The sequence below is a fragment of the Flavobacterium sp. B183 genome (genome assembly GCF_023539155.1).
Lineage (GTDB): Bacteria > Bacteroidota > Bacteroidia > Flavobacteriales > Flavobacteriaceae > Flavobacterium > Flavobacterium tructae.
This window is the reverse complement of record NZ_CP097434.1, coordinates 341,607-358,562: the sequence shown is the minus strand read 5'-3', so window position 1 is coordinate 358,562 and position 16,956 is coordinate 341,607. Positions and strand designations below refer to the sequence as shown.

Below are 16,956 nucleotides of genomic sequence, written 5' to 3'. Positions count from 1 at the left end.
AATTAAATTCAAAAGATGTTAGATATAAAAGATTTTTCCATTTTTGAAAATCATTCAAATTTTGATTTTAAAGGATTTCTACTGAAAATTGCCAGCTACTGGAAGCTCTTTGCGGTTAGTTTGATAATTGCTTTTGCCATTGCTTATCAGGTAAATATTCGTAAAGAAAAAATTTACGGAATGCAGACTATGGTTTCGATTAAGGAAGAACGAAACCCGTTTTTTACTTCTAATACAAGTCTGGTTTTTAATTGGGGAGGGGTTTCGGATCAGGTCAATGGAATTTCAACCGTTATACAATCAAGATCACACAACGAGTTAGTTGTGGATAAATTGGAGTTTTATATTGATTATCTTGTTCAGGGAAAATATAATTTGATTGATTCTTATGGAGCAGTTCCATTTTACGTAAAAATCAACAAAACAAAAGGACAGCTTGCCAATACATTAATAGGTATTAAGTTTTTAAGTCCAACTGAATATGAAATTCGAATTCCGTTTGAAGGTAATTCTGCTTCATTAATTACGTATTCCAATAACAGTTATAGCAATACAACCGTTCAGCCTAAAGAGTATGTAAGAAGGTGTAAGGCTGGAGAACAAGTCACGCTTCCTTTTTTAAATTGGAATTTACAGATAAATGATAATCCGGGATTTTACACAGGAAATGAGTATTTTGTTAGGTTTAATGATTTTGACGGAACCGTATCGCGTTATAGAGGTGTGAGTGTTAACGCTGATGAAAAAGGAGGATCAATATTGACTCTAGGAATGCAAGGTACAAATAAAGCCAGGATGGTTGATTATTTGAATGCAACGGTAAGAATGTTAATCAAAATTCAGCTGGACGGAAAGAATCAGTTTGCGACAAATACCATCCGATTTATCGATAGTACTCTTATTGCTATGGAAATGCAATTGAAGCAAACAGGTAATGAGTTGAAAACTTTTAGGAAGGATAAAAATATCTATGAAATTGAAGCCGGAGGAGCTAAAGTTTCGGATAAAATAATGGATTTTGATGTTGAAAAAGATCAGGTCACAAGAAAAATAGCCTATTACAATTCTTTAAAATCGTATTTAAATAATAGTACGGATTATTCAAGATTACCGGCTCCTACAGTTGCAGGTATTGAAGATCCAAACGTTATTTTGCATGTTTCAAAACTTATTGCGCTTTCGGCACAAAGATCGGAAATGGCTTATGCAGTAAAAAGCGACAAGATGTTTAAAGATTTTGACAATCAAATGCAAGCTGTAAAAAGTGTTTTGTTAGAAAATATAACTTCTGCAAAAGCTTTATTATTGACTGATTTGGCTATGGTAAATGCTAAAATTGGTCAGGCGGAAAGTACTGTCAAAAAACTTCCGGAAGAACAACAGGAGCTGTTAAAAATTCAGAGAAAATATGACTTAAGTGATAATATTTATACTGAATTTTTGAAAAAAAGAAACGAAGCTGAAATTGTAAAAGCATCGAACTTATCCGATATTCATTTTATTGATCCTGCAAAAGATATCGGAGGCGGATTAATTGGTCCGAAAACTTCAGTGAATTATATACTCGCCTTATTTATGGGGATATTAATTCCGTTGTTGTTCGTTTTTGGAATTTTCTTTGTCAATAACTCGATCCAGAATACCGAAGATATTAGTAAATTAACACAAATACCGTTAATTGGTATCATTGGAATAAATAAAGATTCGTTGAGTTTGGCGGTATTCGACAAACCAAAATCGGCGTTATCAGAAGCATTTAGAGCTATTCGTTCCTCTTTGCAGTTTTTATATAAGAAACAGCAGGTGAGCGGTTCGAAAACTCTAATGATTACGTCGTCAATAAGTGGTGAAGGAAAAACATTTTGTTCCATAAATATTGCTACAGTATTCGCTTTAAGCGAAAAGAAAACGGTAATTCTTGGTTTGGATTTGAGAAAACCAAGATTGGCAGATGAGTTCAATTTGAAAAATCAAACAGGTGTTGTTAATTACCTCATAAAGCAAAATAGTTTAGAAGAAATTACACACCCTACAGGAGTTCCAAATCTGGATGTTATACTTTCGGGGCCAATTCCACCAAATCCTTCAGAGCTAATTTTGAGTGATGCGATGAGAGAGATGATCTTAGAGTTGAAGCAAAAATACGATTATATTATTTTGGATACACCTCCGGTTGGGTTGGTTTCGGATGCGTTAGAACTTGCACAATTTGCAGATGTAACTCTTTATATAGTAAGGCAAAATTATACCAAAAAGGATATGATTACATTGCTAAACACCAGAGTTAAAAGAGGGGAGCTGAATAATGCCAGCATTGTATTAAATGGTTATGAGAATAAGGCAAAATATGGAGCTGCTTATGGATACGGTTACGGAGCTTATGCAAATGGTTATCATGATGAAGAAGAAAAACCTAGTGTTTGGAAGATGATTTTGAGTAAATTCAATAAAAAATAATTGGTAGCAAATGAGTACATCAAAACAACATACAATTTTGATTACAGGTGGAGCGGGATTTATCGGATCAAATTTATCGGAGTATTTTTTAGAACTTGGATATAAAGTGGTTTGTCTGGATAATTTTTCGACTGGTCATCGTCATAATTTAAAGGATTTTATTTCAAATCCTAATTTTAGATTAATTGAAGGAGATATTCGAAATTTTGCCCACTGTATTTCAGCTGTTGAAGGTGCTGATTATGTTTTGCATCAGGCCGCTTTAGGTTCTGTTCCGAGATCAATTAATGATCCTATTACGACAAACGATGTGAATGTCTCCGGGTTTTTAAATATGCTGACCGCTTCTCGTGATGCGAAAGTTAAAAGGTTTATTTATGCAGCTAGTTCATCAACTTATGGGGATTCTCAGGGATTACCGAAAGTTGAGGATGTAATAGGAAAGCCTTTGTCTCCATATGCTATTACAAAATATGTAAACGAACTCTATGCTGAGATTTTTAGTAAAACTTATGGATTAGAGACTATTGGATTGCGATATTTTAATGTTTTTGGCAGAAAGCAGGATCCTAATGGAGCTTATGCAGCTGTAATTCCAAAGTTTGTTATGCAGTTAATGAAATATGAAAGTCCTGTGATTAATGGGGATGGAAATTATTCCCGGGATTTTACTTATATAGACAATGTAATTCAGATGAATGAATTGGCCATGACGAGTGAAAATCCGGAAGCCATAAACACAGTTTATAATACCGCTTTTGGCGATCGAAATACTTTAAATGATTTAGTAGGTTATTTAAAGGAATACTTAGTAGCATTTGATTCTAAAATTTCTGATGTGGAGATAGTTTATGGGGCAAATCGTGCAGGAGATATTCCACATTCATTAGCAAGTATTGATAAAGCAAGAAAAATGCTGGGATATGATCCTAAATATTCTTTACAGGAAGGATTAAAGGAAGCGGTGAACTGGTATTGGAAGAATTTGAAATAGAAATAAGATAACAATAAAATAATAGAAGTAAATGAAAATTACAAAAATTTGTTGCATTGGTGCGGGTTATGTTGGAGGTCCAACTATGGCAGTAATTGCTCAAAAATGTCCACATATTCAAGTGACTGTTGTCGATTTAAACGAACAAAGAATTACAGACTGGAATGATCCAAATACGGATAATATTCCGATTTATGAGCCTGGACTTTCAGAAATAGTAGGGGAGGCCAGAGGAAGGAATTTATTTTTTTCGACAGAAGTTGAAAAAGCAATTGATGAGGCGCAGGTGATTTTTATTTCAGTAAATACACCAACCAAGACTTATGGTAAGGGAAAAGGGATGGCGGCTGATTTAAAATACATTGAACTATGTGCCCGACAAATTGCAAAAGTAGCCAAGGAAGACAAAATTGTTGTGGAGAAGTCAACTTTACCTGTACGTACAGCGGAAGCTATTAAAAGTATTTTGGATAATACAGGGAATGGAGTTCAGTTTCAAATTTTATCAAATCCGGAATTCCTGGCAGAAGGGACTGCGGTTACTGATTTGTTGAATCCGGATCGAATTTTAATTGGTGGAGATACAACACCGGAAGGTGAGGAAGCAATTAGCGCATTGGTTGATGTTTACGCAAACTGGGTAGACAAAGAAAAGATTTTGACTACTAATGTTTGGTCGTCGGAATTGTCTAAATTAACCGCAAATGCATTTTTGGCACAACGAATCTCTTCTATAAATGCAATGTCCGAATTATGTGAAAAAACAGGTGCTGATGTTAATGAAGTTGCCCGTGCCATTGGAATGGATAGCAGAATTGGACCAAAATTCTTAAAGGCATCAGTTGGTTTTGGAGGTTCTTGCTTTCAAAAGGACATTCTTAATTTAGTGTATATTGCAAAATCTTACGGATTAAATGAAGTAGCAGATTATTGGGAACAAGTAATTATAATGAACGATCATCAGAAGAAAAGATTCTCAAGTAAGATTGTTCAGACTTTATACAATACTGTCGCCGATAAGAAAATTACATTTTTAGGTTGGGCTTTCAAAAAAGACACCAATGATACAAGAGAATCTGCTGCAATATATGTAGCAGATGATTTGATTAATGAGCAGGCAAAAATTTCTGTTTATGACCCGAAAGTTTCAAAGACTAAGATATTAAATGATTTAAATTATTTAGAAACGAGGTCCGCGGAAGAGAACAATGTAGCAGTTTCAACGTTTGCTAACGCTTACGACGCATGTAAAGGTGCTCATGCAATTGCTATTTTAACAGAATGGGACGAGTTTACAATGTACGATTGGCAAAAGATATACGATTCTATGCATAAACCAGCTTTTCTTTTCGATGGCAGAAATATCTTAGATGCAAAAAAACTAGAATCAATTGGTTTTATTTATAATGGGATTGGTTCCTAATTGAAAAAGATATTGAAGTGAAATTCAATCTAAAATAAGGAAGAAGAGGGTGTTGGAGATTTTATTCATTGTAAAGGAAAATTATGAATTGGTATGTTGTTTATACAAAACCGAAATGGGAGAAGAAAGTTGCGGATAGACTGATCCAAATGGGTATTGAATGTTATTGTCCATTAATTACGCAAGTGAAAGAATGGTCAGATAGAAAGAAGAAAGTTGAAGTCCCCCTTTTTAATTCTTACGTATTTGTTCAGTTGAAAGATATTGATCGAAATTCAGTTTTCCAGATAGCCGGGGTAGTTCGTTATTTGTTTTGGTTAGGGAAACCGGCCATAGTTCGCGATGAAGAAATTAATAGTATAAAAGCAAGTCTGAAAGCTCCAAATATAAGCGATATATCAGTGACTTCAATTCAGGCTGGAGATCGAATTAAAATAGAATCCGGCGCTTTTAGTAATCAGGAAGCGATAGTTCAGGAAGTGTCAAATACACATTATATATTGGTTTTAGAATCTTTGGGATGTGTGCTTAAAATAAAATACAAATAAAATAGTTATAGTTTAACTATTTCAGTTAAAACAGAGGGTAAAATTCTTTAATTTGAGATTTTATTTCTCTGTTTTTTTTACAATGTAATTTTTTGCATGCTGATTGATAGAGGATTGTTGGATTAAGTTTTTTTAATAGTCCGTTTTTTTGGGTATTACGGGAAAGCGTATTGATTAACTTGAGTTAATATACTATATTTGCCGAAAATAAATGTAGGGTGTCTGGGGCAAAAAAATGTGACTCAGAAGGGCGGAGCCGTGAATTGAAATGACTGAAGTGGATAAAAAAGAATACAAATTGGATGAAAACATAAAGATAGCCGTTATTGGTTTAGGTTATGTTGGTTTGCCTTTGGCCAGATTATTTGCTACAAAATATGCTGTTGTAGGTTTTGATATCAATGAAGGGCGGGTTGCTTCTCTAAAATCGGGTACAGATACTACATTGGAAATAGACGACGAAACTTTACAGAAGGTTTTGGTCGATAATTCTGATGACAAACAAGGGTTGTACTGCACAACTTCTATAGAAGATATCGCAGATTGCAATTATTTTGTGATAACAGTTCCTACTCCGGTAGATAAAAATAATCGCCCTGATTTAACTCCATTGTATAAATCTAGTGAAACAGTTGGAAAAGTATTAAAAAGGGGAGATATTGTTATATATGAATCGACTGTGTATCCCGGTGTAACGGAGGAAGAGTGTGTGCCTGTTTTAGAAAATATTTCCGGTTTAAAATTTAATGAAGACTTTTTTGCAGGATACTCGCCTGAAAGAATAAACCCTGGTGATAAGGAACATACTGTTGAGAAAATTCTAAAGGTGACCTCAGGGTCTACTGCGGAGATCGGTCAAAAAGTAGATGCACTTTATAAAAGTGTAATTACTGCCGGAACCCATTTGGCACCTTCAATAAAAGTTGCGGAGGCAGCTAAAGTGATCGAGAATTCACAACGAGATATTAATATTGCCTTTGTAAACGAGTTAGCCAAGATATTCAATCTTATGGATATTGATACTCAGGAAGTATTGGCAGCAGCTTCTACAAAATGGAACTTTTTACCCTTCAAACCTGGATTGGTTGGTGGACATTGCATTGGTGTAGACCCTTACTATCTGGCACAGAGAGCTCAAGAATTTGGATATCATCCTGAAATAATTTTGGCAGGACGACGTTTAAATGACAGTATGGGGGAATATGTGGCCGCCCAGGTGGTAAAACTGATGATAAAAAAAGGAATTTCTGTTAATGGAGCTAATCTGTTAATGTTAGGAATTACTTTCAAAGAAAACTGTCCGGATGTTAGAAATACAAAGATTGTTGATGTAATCAAAGCGTTAAAAGAATACGGAATAACAGTCACATTATATGATCCTTTAGCCAGTATAGAGGAAGTTAAAAAAGAATACAAATTACAAACTATTAATTCTGTACCAAAAGAAAAATTTGATGCTGTTGTACTTGGAGTAGCGCATGCTGAATTTTTAAAACTGGATTTTTCAGAGTTGCAGAAAGAAAATAGTTTATTATACGATGTAAAAGGAGTCTTAGGTACTTTAGCTGATAACAGGCTATAGTAAAAAGGCTTTTTTTATTTTAAAGAAAATGGAAGTAAATAATTCAATCATACATGTTATTTTGACCGGAGGTATTGGCAGCAGACTTTGGCCTTTATCCAGAAAAAGTCAACCAAAGCAATATTTGGAGATGTTTGAAGGAAAGTCTTTATTTGAATTGACAGTCGATCGCAATAATCATTTAGCTGATAAAGTAATGGTTGTTGGTAATGTAGACAATCATTCTCTTAGTGCCAAAGTAATGGATAAGTCTAAAAGAGAGTATGTTAATATTGTTGAAGCGACTCCTCGAAATACAGCTGCGGCAATTGCTTTTGCTGCATTTGCTTGTGATTCTGATGATATTTTAATTGTAACCCCATCTGATCATATTATTGAAAAGATGGAAGATTACAATAAGGCTATAGATGAAGCGATTGTAAAGGCTAAAGAAGGGTGTATCGTAACTTTTGGGATTATTCCAACTAAACCGGAAACGGGATACGGTTATATTGAATCAAAAGGCGATAAAGTAGTTTCATTTCGTGAAAAACCAAACGAAACAACCGCTAAAAATTTCATCGCAAGAGGTAATTTTCTGTGGAATAGTGGTATGTTTTGTTTTAAAGCTGGAGTTCTTTTAGAGGAATTGAAACAATTTCAACCGGACGTTTTTGAGAAATCTAAAGCTGTTTGGGAAGCTAATAAAGAGGGTTTTTTAGATTTAGATTTGTCTTTAGAAATCCCATCCATAAGTATCGATTATGCTGTTATGGAACGCAGTAAGAAAATAAAAGTAGTTCCTGCAGCATTTTCATGGTCGGACTTAGGTTCGTTTGAATCCGTTTACGACTATTTAGTGTCAAGAGGACATCCTATCGATGATAATGGGAACATGATTATTGGTACCGAAAAATATACCGCATTTCTAGGATTAAAAAACACCATTTTTGTCTATACAGATACTGCAAATTTAATTCTGCAAAAAGAAAATTCGCAAGACGTAAAAGATTTATATGGTGAGCTGGAAAGGCAAAATTCAGAATTATTAAATTAATCAGAAAGTAAAATGAAAAAGATTCTTGTAACTGGCGGTGCCGGTTTTATTGGTTCACACGTAGTAAGACGTTTTGTAAATAAATATCCGGAGTATCAAATCTTTAACCTTGATGCATTGACTTATGCTGGAAATCTTGAAAACATTAAAGATATTGAGGATAAGTCTAATTATACTTTTGTAAAAGGAGATATTGTGGATGAAACTTTTATAAATGAACTTTTTTCAGAACATAATTTTGACGGTGTTTTACATTTAGCTGCAGAATCTCATGTCGATCGTTCTATTGAGGATCCCTTAGCTTTCGTTAAAACGAATGTGATAGGGACAATGAATTTATTAAACGCAGCGAAAAATCAATGGAAAGGGAATTTCGAAGGAAAACGTTTTTATCACATCAGTACGGATGAAGTTTATGGTTCACTTGGTGTTGAGGGACTTTTTACAGAAACCACTTCTTACGATCCTAATTCTCCTTATTCAGCTTCTAAGGCAAGTTCAGATCATTTTGTGAGAGCTTATGGTGAGACTTATGGTTTGCCTTATGTGTTGACAAATTGTTCCAACAATTATGGCTCTTATCATTTCCCAGAGAAATTGATACCTCTTTTTATAAATAATATTATAAATAACAAAGCTTTACCAGTTTATGGTGATGGTAATTATACACGTGATTGGTTATTTGTGGAAGACCATGCTATTGCTATCGATTTAGTTTTTCACGAAGGTAAAAATCATGAAACTTATAATATTGGAGGTTTTAATGAGTGGAAAAATATAGATCTGGTTAAATTATTATGTCAGATTATGGATCAGAAACTAAGTAGACCAGAAGGAACCTCACAGGGATTAATTACTTATGTGAAAGACAGACCTGGACATGATTTGCGTTATGCGATAGATGCATCAAAAATTAATAAAGAATTGGGATGGAAACCCTCGGTTACTTTCGAAGAAGGCTTAGAAAAAACGATTAATTGGTATCTGGATAATGAAGAGTGGTTACAGAATGTGACTTCTGGTTCTTATAAAGATTATTATCACAAACAATACTCATAAAATAAACATTTCGTTTCAACCAAACTTAAGGTTAAATTTTAACTCAAATATGAAAAAGATAATATACGTTCTTGCTTTGTTTTTTATTTTGCTAGCGTCTTTTAATGCAAATGCTCAGGATATAATAAAGTCGAAAGATTTAAGTACAGTAAAAGTGGATTATTTATCGGATGACGAAATAGGCAAAATTGTTGCTCAGTTAAAGAGCAATAATGCGACCATCAACGATGTTCAGTCTATGGCGTTGTCAAAAGGGATGACTCAAAGTGAGTTTGATAAATTAAGAACACGAGTAACGGAGTACGAGAAAAAAAACAGTAAAGACAAAGATAAGAACTCGAAAGATAAGGATAAAAAGAAAGATGATAAGTCAAAAGAATTTGATAAAGATTCTGAGTTTGGAAGAAAACAGGAGAAGATTAAAAATGAAAAAATAAAAGATTCATTAAACGCTTTGATTTTTGGATCCGAATTGTTTGATAACCCTACTTTAAATTTTGAACCGGATTTGAAAATGGCAACACCTGTAAACTATATCTTAGGGCCAGGTGATAAGTTAGAGGTTAGTATTTATGGTATTCAACAGTTTGATGATACTGTTCCGGTGAATTTTGAAGGTAAAATTGCGATTCAAAATGTTGGACAAATAGCAGTATCCGGGATGTCAATCGAAGCTGCCTCACAAAGAATAAAAGCTGCGATTGCGAGAGTTTATAGTACGGTTCGATCCGGACAATCTCAGGTTAGTGTTAGTTTAGGTGATATTAGAACAATTAAAGTAACAATTGTTGGAGGAAAGCAACCGGGTAATTATTCTATTTCTTCTCTTGCCTCTGTTTATAATGCACTTCACTTAGCAGGAGGTCCAGGTAAGAATGGCAGTTATAGAAATATAGAATTGATTCGAAATAACAGAGTTTACAAGAATGTTGATATTTACAAGTTTCTGGTAAAAGGTGATCAGTCAGATAACGTTAGTTTAAAGGATAATGATGTTATTAGAATTCCTGCTTATACTCAAAGAGTGACAGTTGAGGGAGAGGTGAAACGACCAGGGATTTTTGAGATGAAAAAAGGAGAAAAGTTTTCTGATCTTTTAAATTTTGCCTCAGGATTCAATGAGTTTGCTTATACTGCTTCAGTAAATGTACTTCAGAAAACAGGAAAGGAATTTAAAGTTCATGATATCAACGAAAGTGAATATGGTTCCTATGTTCCGCAATCGGGAGATGTTTTCAAGGTGACAAAGATTTTGAACCGATTCGAAAATCGTATTAAAATTGAAGGAGCTGTTTTCAGACCAGATTATTACTCTTATAGTGAAGGAATGAGAGTCTCAGATCTTATCACAAGAGCTGAAGGACTTAAGGAAGATGCTTATACCAAAAGAGCACGAATTATCCGTTTGAAGACCGATTTAACAACTGAAATCGTTAATGTAGATTTAAGTGCTGCTTTGTCGGGAGATTTAAATGCTGATTTGGAACTTAAAAGAGAAGATATTGTTACGGTGTATTCTATTTTAGAGTTTAGAGAGGAATACAAAGTAACTATTGATGGAGAAGTTAAAAATCCCGGTGAATACGAGTATTTCGAAAATCTAACTTTAAATGATCTAGTAGTACAAGTTGGTGGTTTGACTGGATCGGCATCAAAAAGAGTTGAAATAGCGAGAATGGTAAAATCTGATGTAATCGATGATGCTGACCCAAAAAAAATTGAATTGGTTGAGCTTGAAATTACCGCTGATAACAACGAACAGATTAAAAACTTTGTGTTAAAGCCTTTTGATGTGATCAACATAAGAAGAATGGCAGTTTATGAAAAGCCTGAAATGGTTAAGGTAAGTGGAGCTGTTACCTATCCAGGTAAATATGTTCTAGCCAATAAAAAAGAAACGGTTTACAACGTTGTAATGAGAGCAGGAGGTTTAACATCTATTGCGAACCTGGATGGTATGAAAATAAAAAGGCCAATAAAGCAAGAGCAAATAGAACAATTAGAAACTGTAAATCTTAATTTGGATAAAAAATTGACTGCGGAAGAAGAAGCATTGAAACCAAAACAGGAAGGTCTGAATTTAAAAGAAAAAGATACACTTAGTTCTAAATTATCTAAAAAACTTAGAGACGAATTAAAATTCGCGACTATTCCTGTAAACTGGGAAAAGATTGTGAAAGATAAAAATCACTATTCAAACGTTACTTTGTTTCCTGGTGATGAAATTGAGGTATCAGTTTATAATGAAGGAGTAAAAGTAACTGGGAATGTATTGTTAACTTCTGAAATTCCTTATAGAAAAGGAAAAGGATTTAAATATTACATAAATTCTGTCGGTGGTGTAGATAGTAAAGGATGGAAAAAGAAAGCTTACATTATTTATCCTAATGGGAAAGCTTCTGTAACGACATCATTTTTGTTTTTCAGATCTTATCCGAGAGTTGAGCCTGATTCGCAAATTGTTGTCCCTGAAAAACCTCAGACTAAGAAAATGACAGCTGGAGAATGGGTTGGTATCGGAAGTGTGATTTCTAGTTTAGCATTATTAATTGTTACAGCCTTTAAATAAAAAATAGATGGAAAATTCAGTTGCTAATGATGAAATTTCATTAAAAGAATTGATTGAAAAAATAAAAGTATTGTTTCACGTCTTAATTTTAAAATGGAGAATCATTATTTTTTGGGGTGTTATTGGAGCAGGTACTGGGGTGATCTATTCTTTTGTAGAGAAACCTATTTATACTGCGACATTAACTTTTGCATTGGAAGATGAAAAGCAGGGTGGTGGATTGGGAGCACTAGGCATCGCTAGTTCACTAGGTCTTGATATGGGGGGAGGAGGAGGAAGTCTCTTTACCGGTACGAATTTAACAGAATTATTTAAATCTCGTATCATGGTAGAAAAAGCCTTACTTTCTAGTGTTCAGTTAAACAAACAAACATTTTCTTTAGCAGAAATGTATATTCAAAATAAACAATGGAGAAAAAAGTGGGATGACAATTCTAAGTTAAAATATATTCAGTTTGCCCCAGAATCTAATCGTAAAAACTTTACTCGTGTACAAGATAGTATTTTTGGAGTTATTTATGATGATTTGACGAAAAATTACTTAAGTGTTCAACAAAAGGATAAAAAGAGTGCAATTATTTCAATGGATGTTAAATCAAATAATGAATTATTCTCTTTATATTTATGCGAGGCACTTGCTAAGGAAGTCGGAAAGTTTTATGTGGAGACAAAAAGTAGAAAAGCCCGCATAAATATGGATATTCTGGAGCGACAAACAGATTCTGTAAGAGCTGAATTAAATAGTGCAATTACTGGTGTCGCTGTAGCAAATGATAATACTTTCAATTTAAATCCTGCATTAAATGTTCGTCGAACCCCATCTGCAAAACGACAAGTTGATGTACAGGCCAATACTGCAATTCTTACAGAGTTAGTTAAACAAAGTGAAATGGCAAAAGTAACTTTGAGAAAAGAAACTCCCTTAATTCAAATGATTGATAGACCTATATTGCCTTTGCATAAGGAGAAAATTGGAAAAACTAAAGCTTTTGTACTTGGTTTATTTATAGCAAGTTTTCTTTGTATTTTATTTTTGAGTATTCAACATTTTATTAAAAAATTAGCCTAAGATTTTTTGCTATAATAGATTTAGAATTATGTATGATTATATTATAATTGGAGGAGGAATCGTTGGATTGTCATCAGCTTTACATCTGAAACAAAGGAATCCAAATTTGAGAATAATTGTTTTAGAGAAAGAAGCGAAAATAGCACGGCATCAAACAGGACACAACAGTGGAGTAATTCATTCTGGTATCTATTATAAACCACAAAGTTTGAAAGCGACCAATTGCAAAAGAGGGTATGAGCAATTATTACGATTCTCTGCTGAGCATGGGATTAATTTTGACATATGTGGTAAAATTATTGTTGCAACCGACAAAAGTGAGTTGCCAAGTTTGAATAATATTTACCAAAGAGGGATTGAAAATGGTTTAGTTGGCATTAAAAAGATAAATGCAGATCAAATTAAAGAAAGAGAACCGTTTTGTAGTGGTTTGGAAGGTATATGGGTGCCTCAAACTGGGATTATAAATTATACAGACGTTTCTAAGAAGTACGCGGAATTGTTTATTCAAGCTGGAGGTGAAATTTTACTTAATCAAAAAGTTTGTCAAATAAATCATAGTGGTTCAACGTCTGAAATTCAAACAGAAAATAAGATTTTCATAACAAAATATATAATAAATTGTGCAGGTCTATATTCTGATAAGATTGCTAAAATGAATGAAGACGTCGATGTACAAATTCTTCCTTTTAGGGGGGAATATTATAATCTTAAAAAAGAGAAGGAATATCTTGTGAAAAATCTAATTTATCCAGTTCCAGATCCAAATTTCCCATTTCTAGGAGTTCATTTTACAAGAATGATTGATGGAGGGATTGAAGCGGGGCCAAATGCGGTTTTGGCATTTGCTCGTGAAGGTTACACAAATAAAACAATTAACTGGAAAGAGTTATTGGAAACATTAGGCCATTCTGGTTTTCAAAAAGTTGCATTAAAATATTGGAGAGAAGGGATGTATGAAATGTATAGATCTTATTCCAAAGTTGCATTTACCAAAGCACTCCAGAAACTAATTCCTGAAATTCAAAAAGGTGATTTAGAGTCTGGAAATGCTGGTGTTAGAGCACAAGCTTGTAATCGATTAGGAGATTTATCGGATGATTTTTTAATTTTTGAGAATAAGAATGTAATAAATATATGCAATGCGCCGTCTCCAGCAGCAACATCTTCATTATCAATTGGAGAAAGTATTGCAGATTTAGCATTAAAAAGATATAACTAGTGAATTTTACGATCAAATATAAGACAATAAGAAAATGAATATTTTAAAACTAATAGGACGAGATGAAGAAATATTTGAAAAAGATATTTTAAAGCATGAACATGAATTGTCTCAAATTGTTAACATATCTTCTTTTTTAGTTATTGGTGGCGCAGGATCAATTGGCCAAGCTGTTGTTAAAGAAATATTTAAACGTAACCCAACTAAACTACATGTTGTTGATATAAGTGAAAACAATATGGTTGAACTAGTTCGTGATCTGCGTAGTTCATATGGATACATTGATGGAGATTTCCAAACTTTTGCTTTAGATATTGGATCTGTTGAGTATGACGCGTTTATAAAAGCTGATGGTAAATATGATTATGTTTTAAATCTTTCGGCATTAAAGCATGTACGTAGTGAAAAAGATCCTTTTACATTAATGCGAATGATAGATGTCAATATTTTTAATACTGAGAAAACATTAAAACAAGCTATAGAAAAAGGTACAAAGAAATATTTTTGCGTTTCAACAGATAAGGCTGCAAATCCAGTCAATATGATGGGAGCGTCAAAAAGGATTATGGAAATGTATTTGATGCGTAAAAGTGAGCAAATTAAAATATCTACAGCTCGTTTTGCCAATGTTGCTTTTTCAGATGGATCTTTGTTACATGGTTTTAATCAAAGAATTATTAAAAAACAGCCAATTGTAGCTCCAAATGATATCAAAAGATATTTTGTTACGCCTAAGGAGTCTGGAGAACTTTGCTTAATGTCTTGTATTTTTGGTGAGAATCGGGATGTTTTCTTCCCTAAATTAAGTGAAAACTTACATTTGATAACTTTTGCAGATATTGCAATTAAGTATTTATCTGAATTAGGTTATGAAGCTTATCCTTGTACTACAGAAGAAGAAGCTCGAGACAAATCTGAAGAATTAATCAAAGAAAGAAAATGGCCATGCCTGTTTACTGCTAGTGATACTACTGGTGAAAAAGACTTTGAGGAATTTTTTACAGAAAGTGAAATACTTGATTTGAAACGGTTTAATAATTTGGGCGTTATAAAAAATGAAGTTAATTTCCAACAAGATAAATTGGAGAACTTTTCAGAAAAAATAGCTGAAATGAAATCAAGTAGAACCTGGAAAAAAGATGAAATAGTTGATTTATTTCATACCATGATTCCTAATTTTGGACATAAAGAAACTGGTAAATATTTAGATTCAAAAATGTAATTATGAGTAATGCCATTAATTCTACAATCTCTTTTATAAAAGAACAATATAAAACAGAAAAATTTATACCTCTACATGTGCCTCATTTTGGAGGTAATGAAAAAAAATATTTAATTGAGACAATAGATTCAACTTTTGTTTCTTCGGTTGGAGCCTATGTAGATCAGTTCGAAGAAATGATGCAAAATATTACCAATACTGGAAAGGCGGTTGCTGTAGTTAATGGTACTGCTGCTATTCAGGTGGCTTTGCGTTTGATTGGCGTAAAGAATGGTGATGAAGTTTTAACACAAGCGTTAACTTTTGTTGCTACTGCTAATTCTATAAGCTATCTAAATGCTACCCCTGTTTTTTTAGATGTTGATCTTGACACTATGGGCTTGTCACCAAAATCTGTTGCAAATTTTTTGGAAGAATTTGGAGATTTGCGTGAAGATGGTTGCTATAATAAAAAGACAGGAAAGAAAATAAGTGCTTGTTTACCAATGCATACTTTCGGATTTCCTGTTCATCTCGACGAATTAATTGAAATTTGTAGTGCTTGGAAAATTCCAGTAGTTGAAGATGCTGCCGAGTCATTAGGATCTGAATACAAAGGAAAATCTACAGGAAGTTATGGAAAGCTAGGTGCGTTTTCATTCAATGGGAACAAGATAGTAACATGTGGCGGAGGTGGAGCAATCGTAACTAATGATTTTAAATTAGGAGAAAAGGGTAAATATTTGACTACTACAGCAAAGATTCCGCATCCCTACGAATATGTTCATGACGAAATGGGATATAATTTCAGAATGCCAAATCTAAACGCAGCTCTTGCATGTGCTCAATTAGAGCAATTAAATAGATTTCTTGAAAACAAAAGAGAATTAGCAAATGAGTATGAATCTTTTTTTGCTTCAAATGGAATAAATTTTAGAACTGAAACTCCCGATACTAAAGCAAATTATTGGTTAATGTGTGTTGAACTTGAAAATAAAATGGAGAGAGATTTATTTTTGAAAGAAACAAATGCAAAATCAGTCATGACTCGCCCAATTTGGCAACTTATGTATCGATTACCTATGTATAGCAATTGTCAAAGAGATAATCAGGTAAATGCTGAATTTTTAGAAGAAAGAATAGTAAATATACCAAGTAGTGTCCGATAAAAAAATAATTTTAGTTGGTTACTCTGGTCATGCATTCGTTGTTGCTGAGACTCTTATAGATAATGGTTTTGAAATAATTGGTTATTCAGAGAGGGAGGAAGTGATTTTAGATCCATATAATTTTTCGTATTTAGGATTTGAGAGCAATGAGGAATTTGGTGGTTGGAATTTAGATTGTTCGTATGCTATTGGTATTGGCGATAATAAATTGCGTAGTAAAATTGCTGATTTAATCGAGAGCAAAGGGAAAACGTTGCCGAATATAATTCATAAAACTGCTCAAATTTCAGCTACTTGCAAAATTTATACAGGAAATTTTATAAACAAAAATGTAACAATTAATGCATTAGTGCAAATTGGGAAAAATGTAATTTTAAACACTGGTTGCATTATAGAGCATGAATGTGTAATTGGAGATGGAGTTCATATTGCGCCAGGAGCCGTGTTGGCAGGAAACGTTACGGTTGGTAAAGGATCATTTATTGGCGCAAATTCAGTAGTAAAACAAGGTGTTAAAATAGGAGAGGATGTCGTAATCGGTGCTGGTTCAGTAATTATTAGTGATATAAGTGATGGCAATACTATAGTGGGAAATCCTGGTAGGATTATTAAATAAATTGATAAAAT

The 16,956-nt window shown here is 33.4% G+C and carries 13 protein-coding genes; all 13 read left to right on the top strand.

Annotation, left to right across the window (positions count from 1 at the left end):
- The first annotated feature begins 15 nt into the window (after positions 1-15).
- The 13 genes from M4I44_RS01650 (at position 16) to M4I44_RS01590 (ending at position 16,945) form a co-directional block, all read left to right on the top strand.
- Positions 16-2,457 (top strand): polysaccharide biosynthesis tyrosine autokinase, encoded by a 2,442-nt coding sequence (locus tag M4I44_RS01650; RefSeq protein ID WP_249966362.1) that lies wholly within the window; start codon positions 16-18, stop codon positions 2,455-2,457.
- 10 nt (positions 2,458-2,467) lie between these two features.
- Positions 2,468-3,451 (top strand): SDR family oxidoreductase, encoded by a 984-nt coding sequence (locus M4I44_RS01645; protein WP_249966361.1) that lies wholly within the window; start codon positions 2,468-2,470, stop codon positions 3,449-3,451.
- Positions 3,452-3,482: 31 nt separating this feature from the next.
- Positions 3,483-4,874 carry a UDP-glucose 6-dehydrogenase gene (locus M4I44_RS01640; RefSeq protein WP_249966360.1) on the top strand — a complete coding sequence of 464 codons (1,392 nt, stop codon included), beginning with the start codon at positions 3,483-3,485 and terminating at the stop codon, positions 4,872-4,874.
- 83 nt (positions 4,875-4,957) lie between these two features.
- Positions 4,958-5,422 carry a UpxY family transcription antiterminator gene (locus M4I44_RS01635; RefSeq protein ID WP_089077693.1) on the top strand — a complete coding sequence of 155 codons (465 nt, stop codon included), beginning with the start codon at positions 4,958-4,960 and terminating at the stop codon, positions 5,420-5,422.
- 268 nt (positions 5,423-5,690) lie between these two features.
- The gene (locus M4I44_RS01630) at positions 5,691-7,004 is read left to right on the top strand and encodes a nucleotide sugar dehydrogenase (RefSeq protein WP_249966359.1); all 1,314 of its coding nucleotides are present in this window, start codon (positions 5,691-5,693) and stop codon (positions 7,002-7,004) included.
- 28 nt (positions 7,005-7,032) lie between these two features.
- On the top strand, positions 7,033-8,040 hold the full coding sequence (locus M4I44_RS01625; RefSeq protein WP_249966358.1) for a mannose-1-phosphate guanylyltransferase: 1,008 nt from the start codon (positions 7,033-7,035) through the stop codon (positions 8,038-8,040).
- 12 nt (positions 8,041-8,052) lie between these two features.
- A complete protein-coding gene (rfbB, locus tag M4I44_RS01620; RefSeq protein WP_249966357.1) occupies positions 8,053-9,099 on the top strand; it encodes a dTDP-glucose 4,6-dehydratase in 1,047 nt (348 codons plus the stop codon).
- Positions 9,100-9,148: 49 nt separating this feature from the next.
- Positions 9,149-11,668 carry an SLBB domain-containing protein gene (locus tag M4I44_RS01615; RefSeq protein ID WP_249966356.1) on the top strand — a complete coding sequence of 840 codons (2,520 nt, stop codon included), beginning with the start codon at positions 9,149-9,151 and terminating at the stop codon, positions 11,666-11,668.
- Positions 11,669-11,675: 7 nt separating this feature from the next.
- Entirely contained in the window at positions 11,676-12,737 is a 1,062-nt protein-coding gene (locus tag M4I44_RS01610; RefSeq protein WP_249966355.1) for a Wzz/FepE/Etk N-terminal domain-containing protein, read from the top strand.
- Between the two features lie 28 nt (positions 12,738-12,765).
- Entirely contained in the window at positions 12,766-13,959 is a 1,194-nt protein-coding gene (gene lhgO / locus M4I44_RS01605; RefSeq protein ID WP_249966354.1) for an L-2-hydroxyglutarate oxidase, read from the top strand.
- 34 nt (positions 13,960-13,993) lie between these two features.
- Entirely contained in the window at positions 13,994-15,181 is a 1,188-nt protein-coding gene (locus M4I44_RS01600) for a UDP-N-acetylglucosamine 4,6-dehydratase (RefSeq protein ID WP_249966353.1), read from the top strand.
- A gap of 2 nt (positions 15,182-15,183) precedes the next feature.
- Positions 15,184-16,329, top strand: coding sequence for a LegC family aminotransferase (locus tag M4I44_RS01595; protein WP_249966352.1), 1,146 nt, complete (start codon positions 15,184-15,186; stop codon positions 16,327-16,329).
- The gene (locus M4I44_RS01590) at positions 16,319-16,945 is read left to right on the top strand and encodes an acetyltransferase (RefSeq protein ID WP_249966351.1); all 627 of its coding nucleotides are present in this window, start codon (positions 16,319-16,321) and stop codon (positions 16,943-16,945) included. Before M4I44_RS01595 ends, M4I44_RS01590 begins: the two co-directional genes overlap by 11 nt.
- The last annotated feature ends 11 nt before the right edge of the window (positions 16,946-16,956 follow it).

What these genes read in the sequence shown, in the direction of transcription:
- M4I44_RS01645 (WP_249966361.1), top strand. Translation starts at nt 2,468, where the DNA reads ATGAGTACATCAAAACAACATACAATTTTGATTACAGGTGGAGCGGGA.
- M4I44_RS01615 (WP_249966356.1), top strand. Translation starts at nt 9,149, where the DNA reads ATGAAAAAGATAATATACGTTCTTGCTTTGTTTTTTATTTTGCTAGCG.
- lhgO (WP_249966354.1), top strand. Translation starts at nt 12,766, where the DNA reads ATGTATGATTATATTATAATTGGAGGAGGAATCGTTGGATTGTCATCA.
- M4I44_RS01595 (WP_249966352.1), top strand. Translation starts at nt 15,184, where the DNA reads ATGAGTAATGCCATTAATTCTACAATCTCTTTTATAAAAGAACAATAT.
- M4I44_RS01650 (WP_249966362.1), top strand. Translation starts at nt 16, where the DNA reads ATGTTAGATATAAAAGATTTTTCCATTTTTGAAAATCATTCAAATTTT.
- M4I44_RS01630 (WP_249966359.1), top strand. Translation starts at nt 5,691, where the DNA reads ATGACTGAAGTGGATAAAAAAGAATACAAATTGGATGAAAACATAAAG.
- rfbB (WP_249966357.1), top strand. Translation starts at nt 8,053, where the DNA reads ATGAAAAAGATTCTTGTAACTGGCGGTGCCGGTTTTATTGGTTCACAC.
- M4I44_RS01600 (WP_249966353.1), top strand. Translation starts at nt 13,994, where the DNA reads ATGAATATTTTAAAACTAATAGGACGAGATGAAGAAATATTTGAAAAA.
- M4I44_RS01610 (WP_249966355.1), top strand. Translation starts at nt 11,676, where the DNA reads ATGGAAAATTCAGTTGCTAATGATGAAATTTCATTAAAAGAATTGATT.
- M4I44_RS01635 (WP_089077693.1), top strand. Translation starts at nt 4,958, where the DNA reads ATGAATTGGTATGTTGTTTATACAAAACCGAAATGGGAGAAGAAAGTT.
- M4I44_RS01640 (WP_249966360.1), top strand. Translation starts at nt 3,483, where the DNA reads ATGAAAATTACAAAAATTTGTTGCATTGGTGCGGGTTATGTTGGAGGT.
- M4I44_RS01625 (WP_249966358.1), top strand. Translation starts at nt 7,033, where the DNA reads ATGGAAGTAAATAATTCAATCATACATGTTATTTTGACCGGAGGTATT.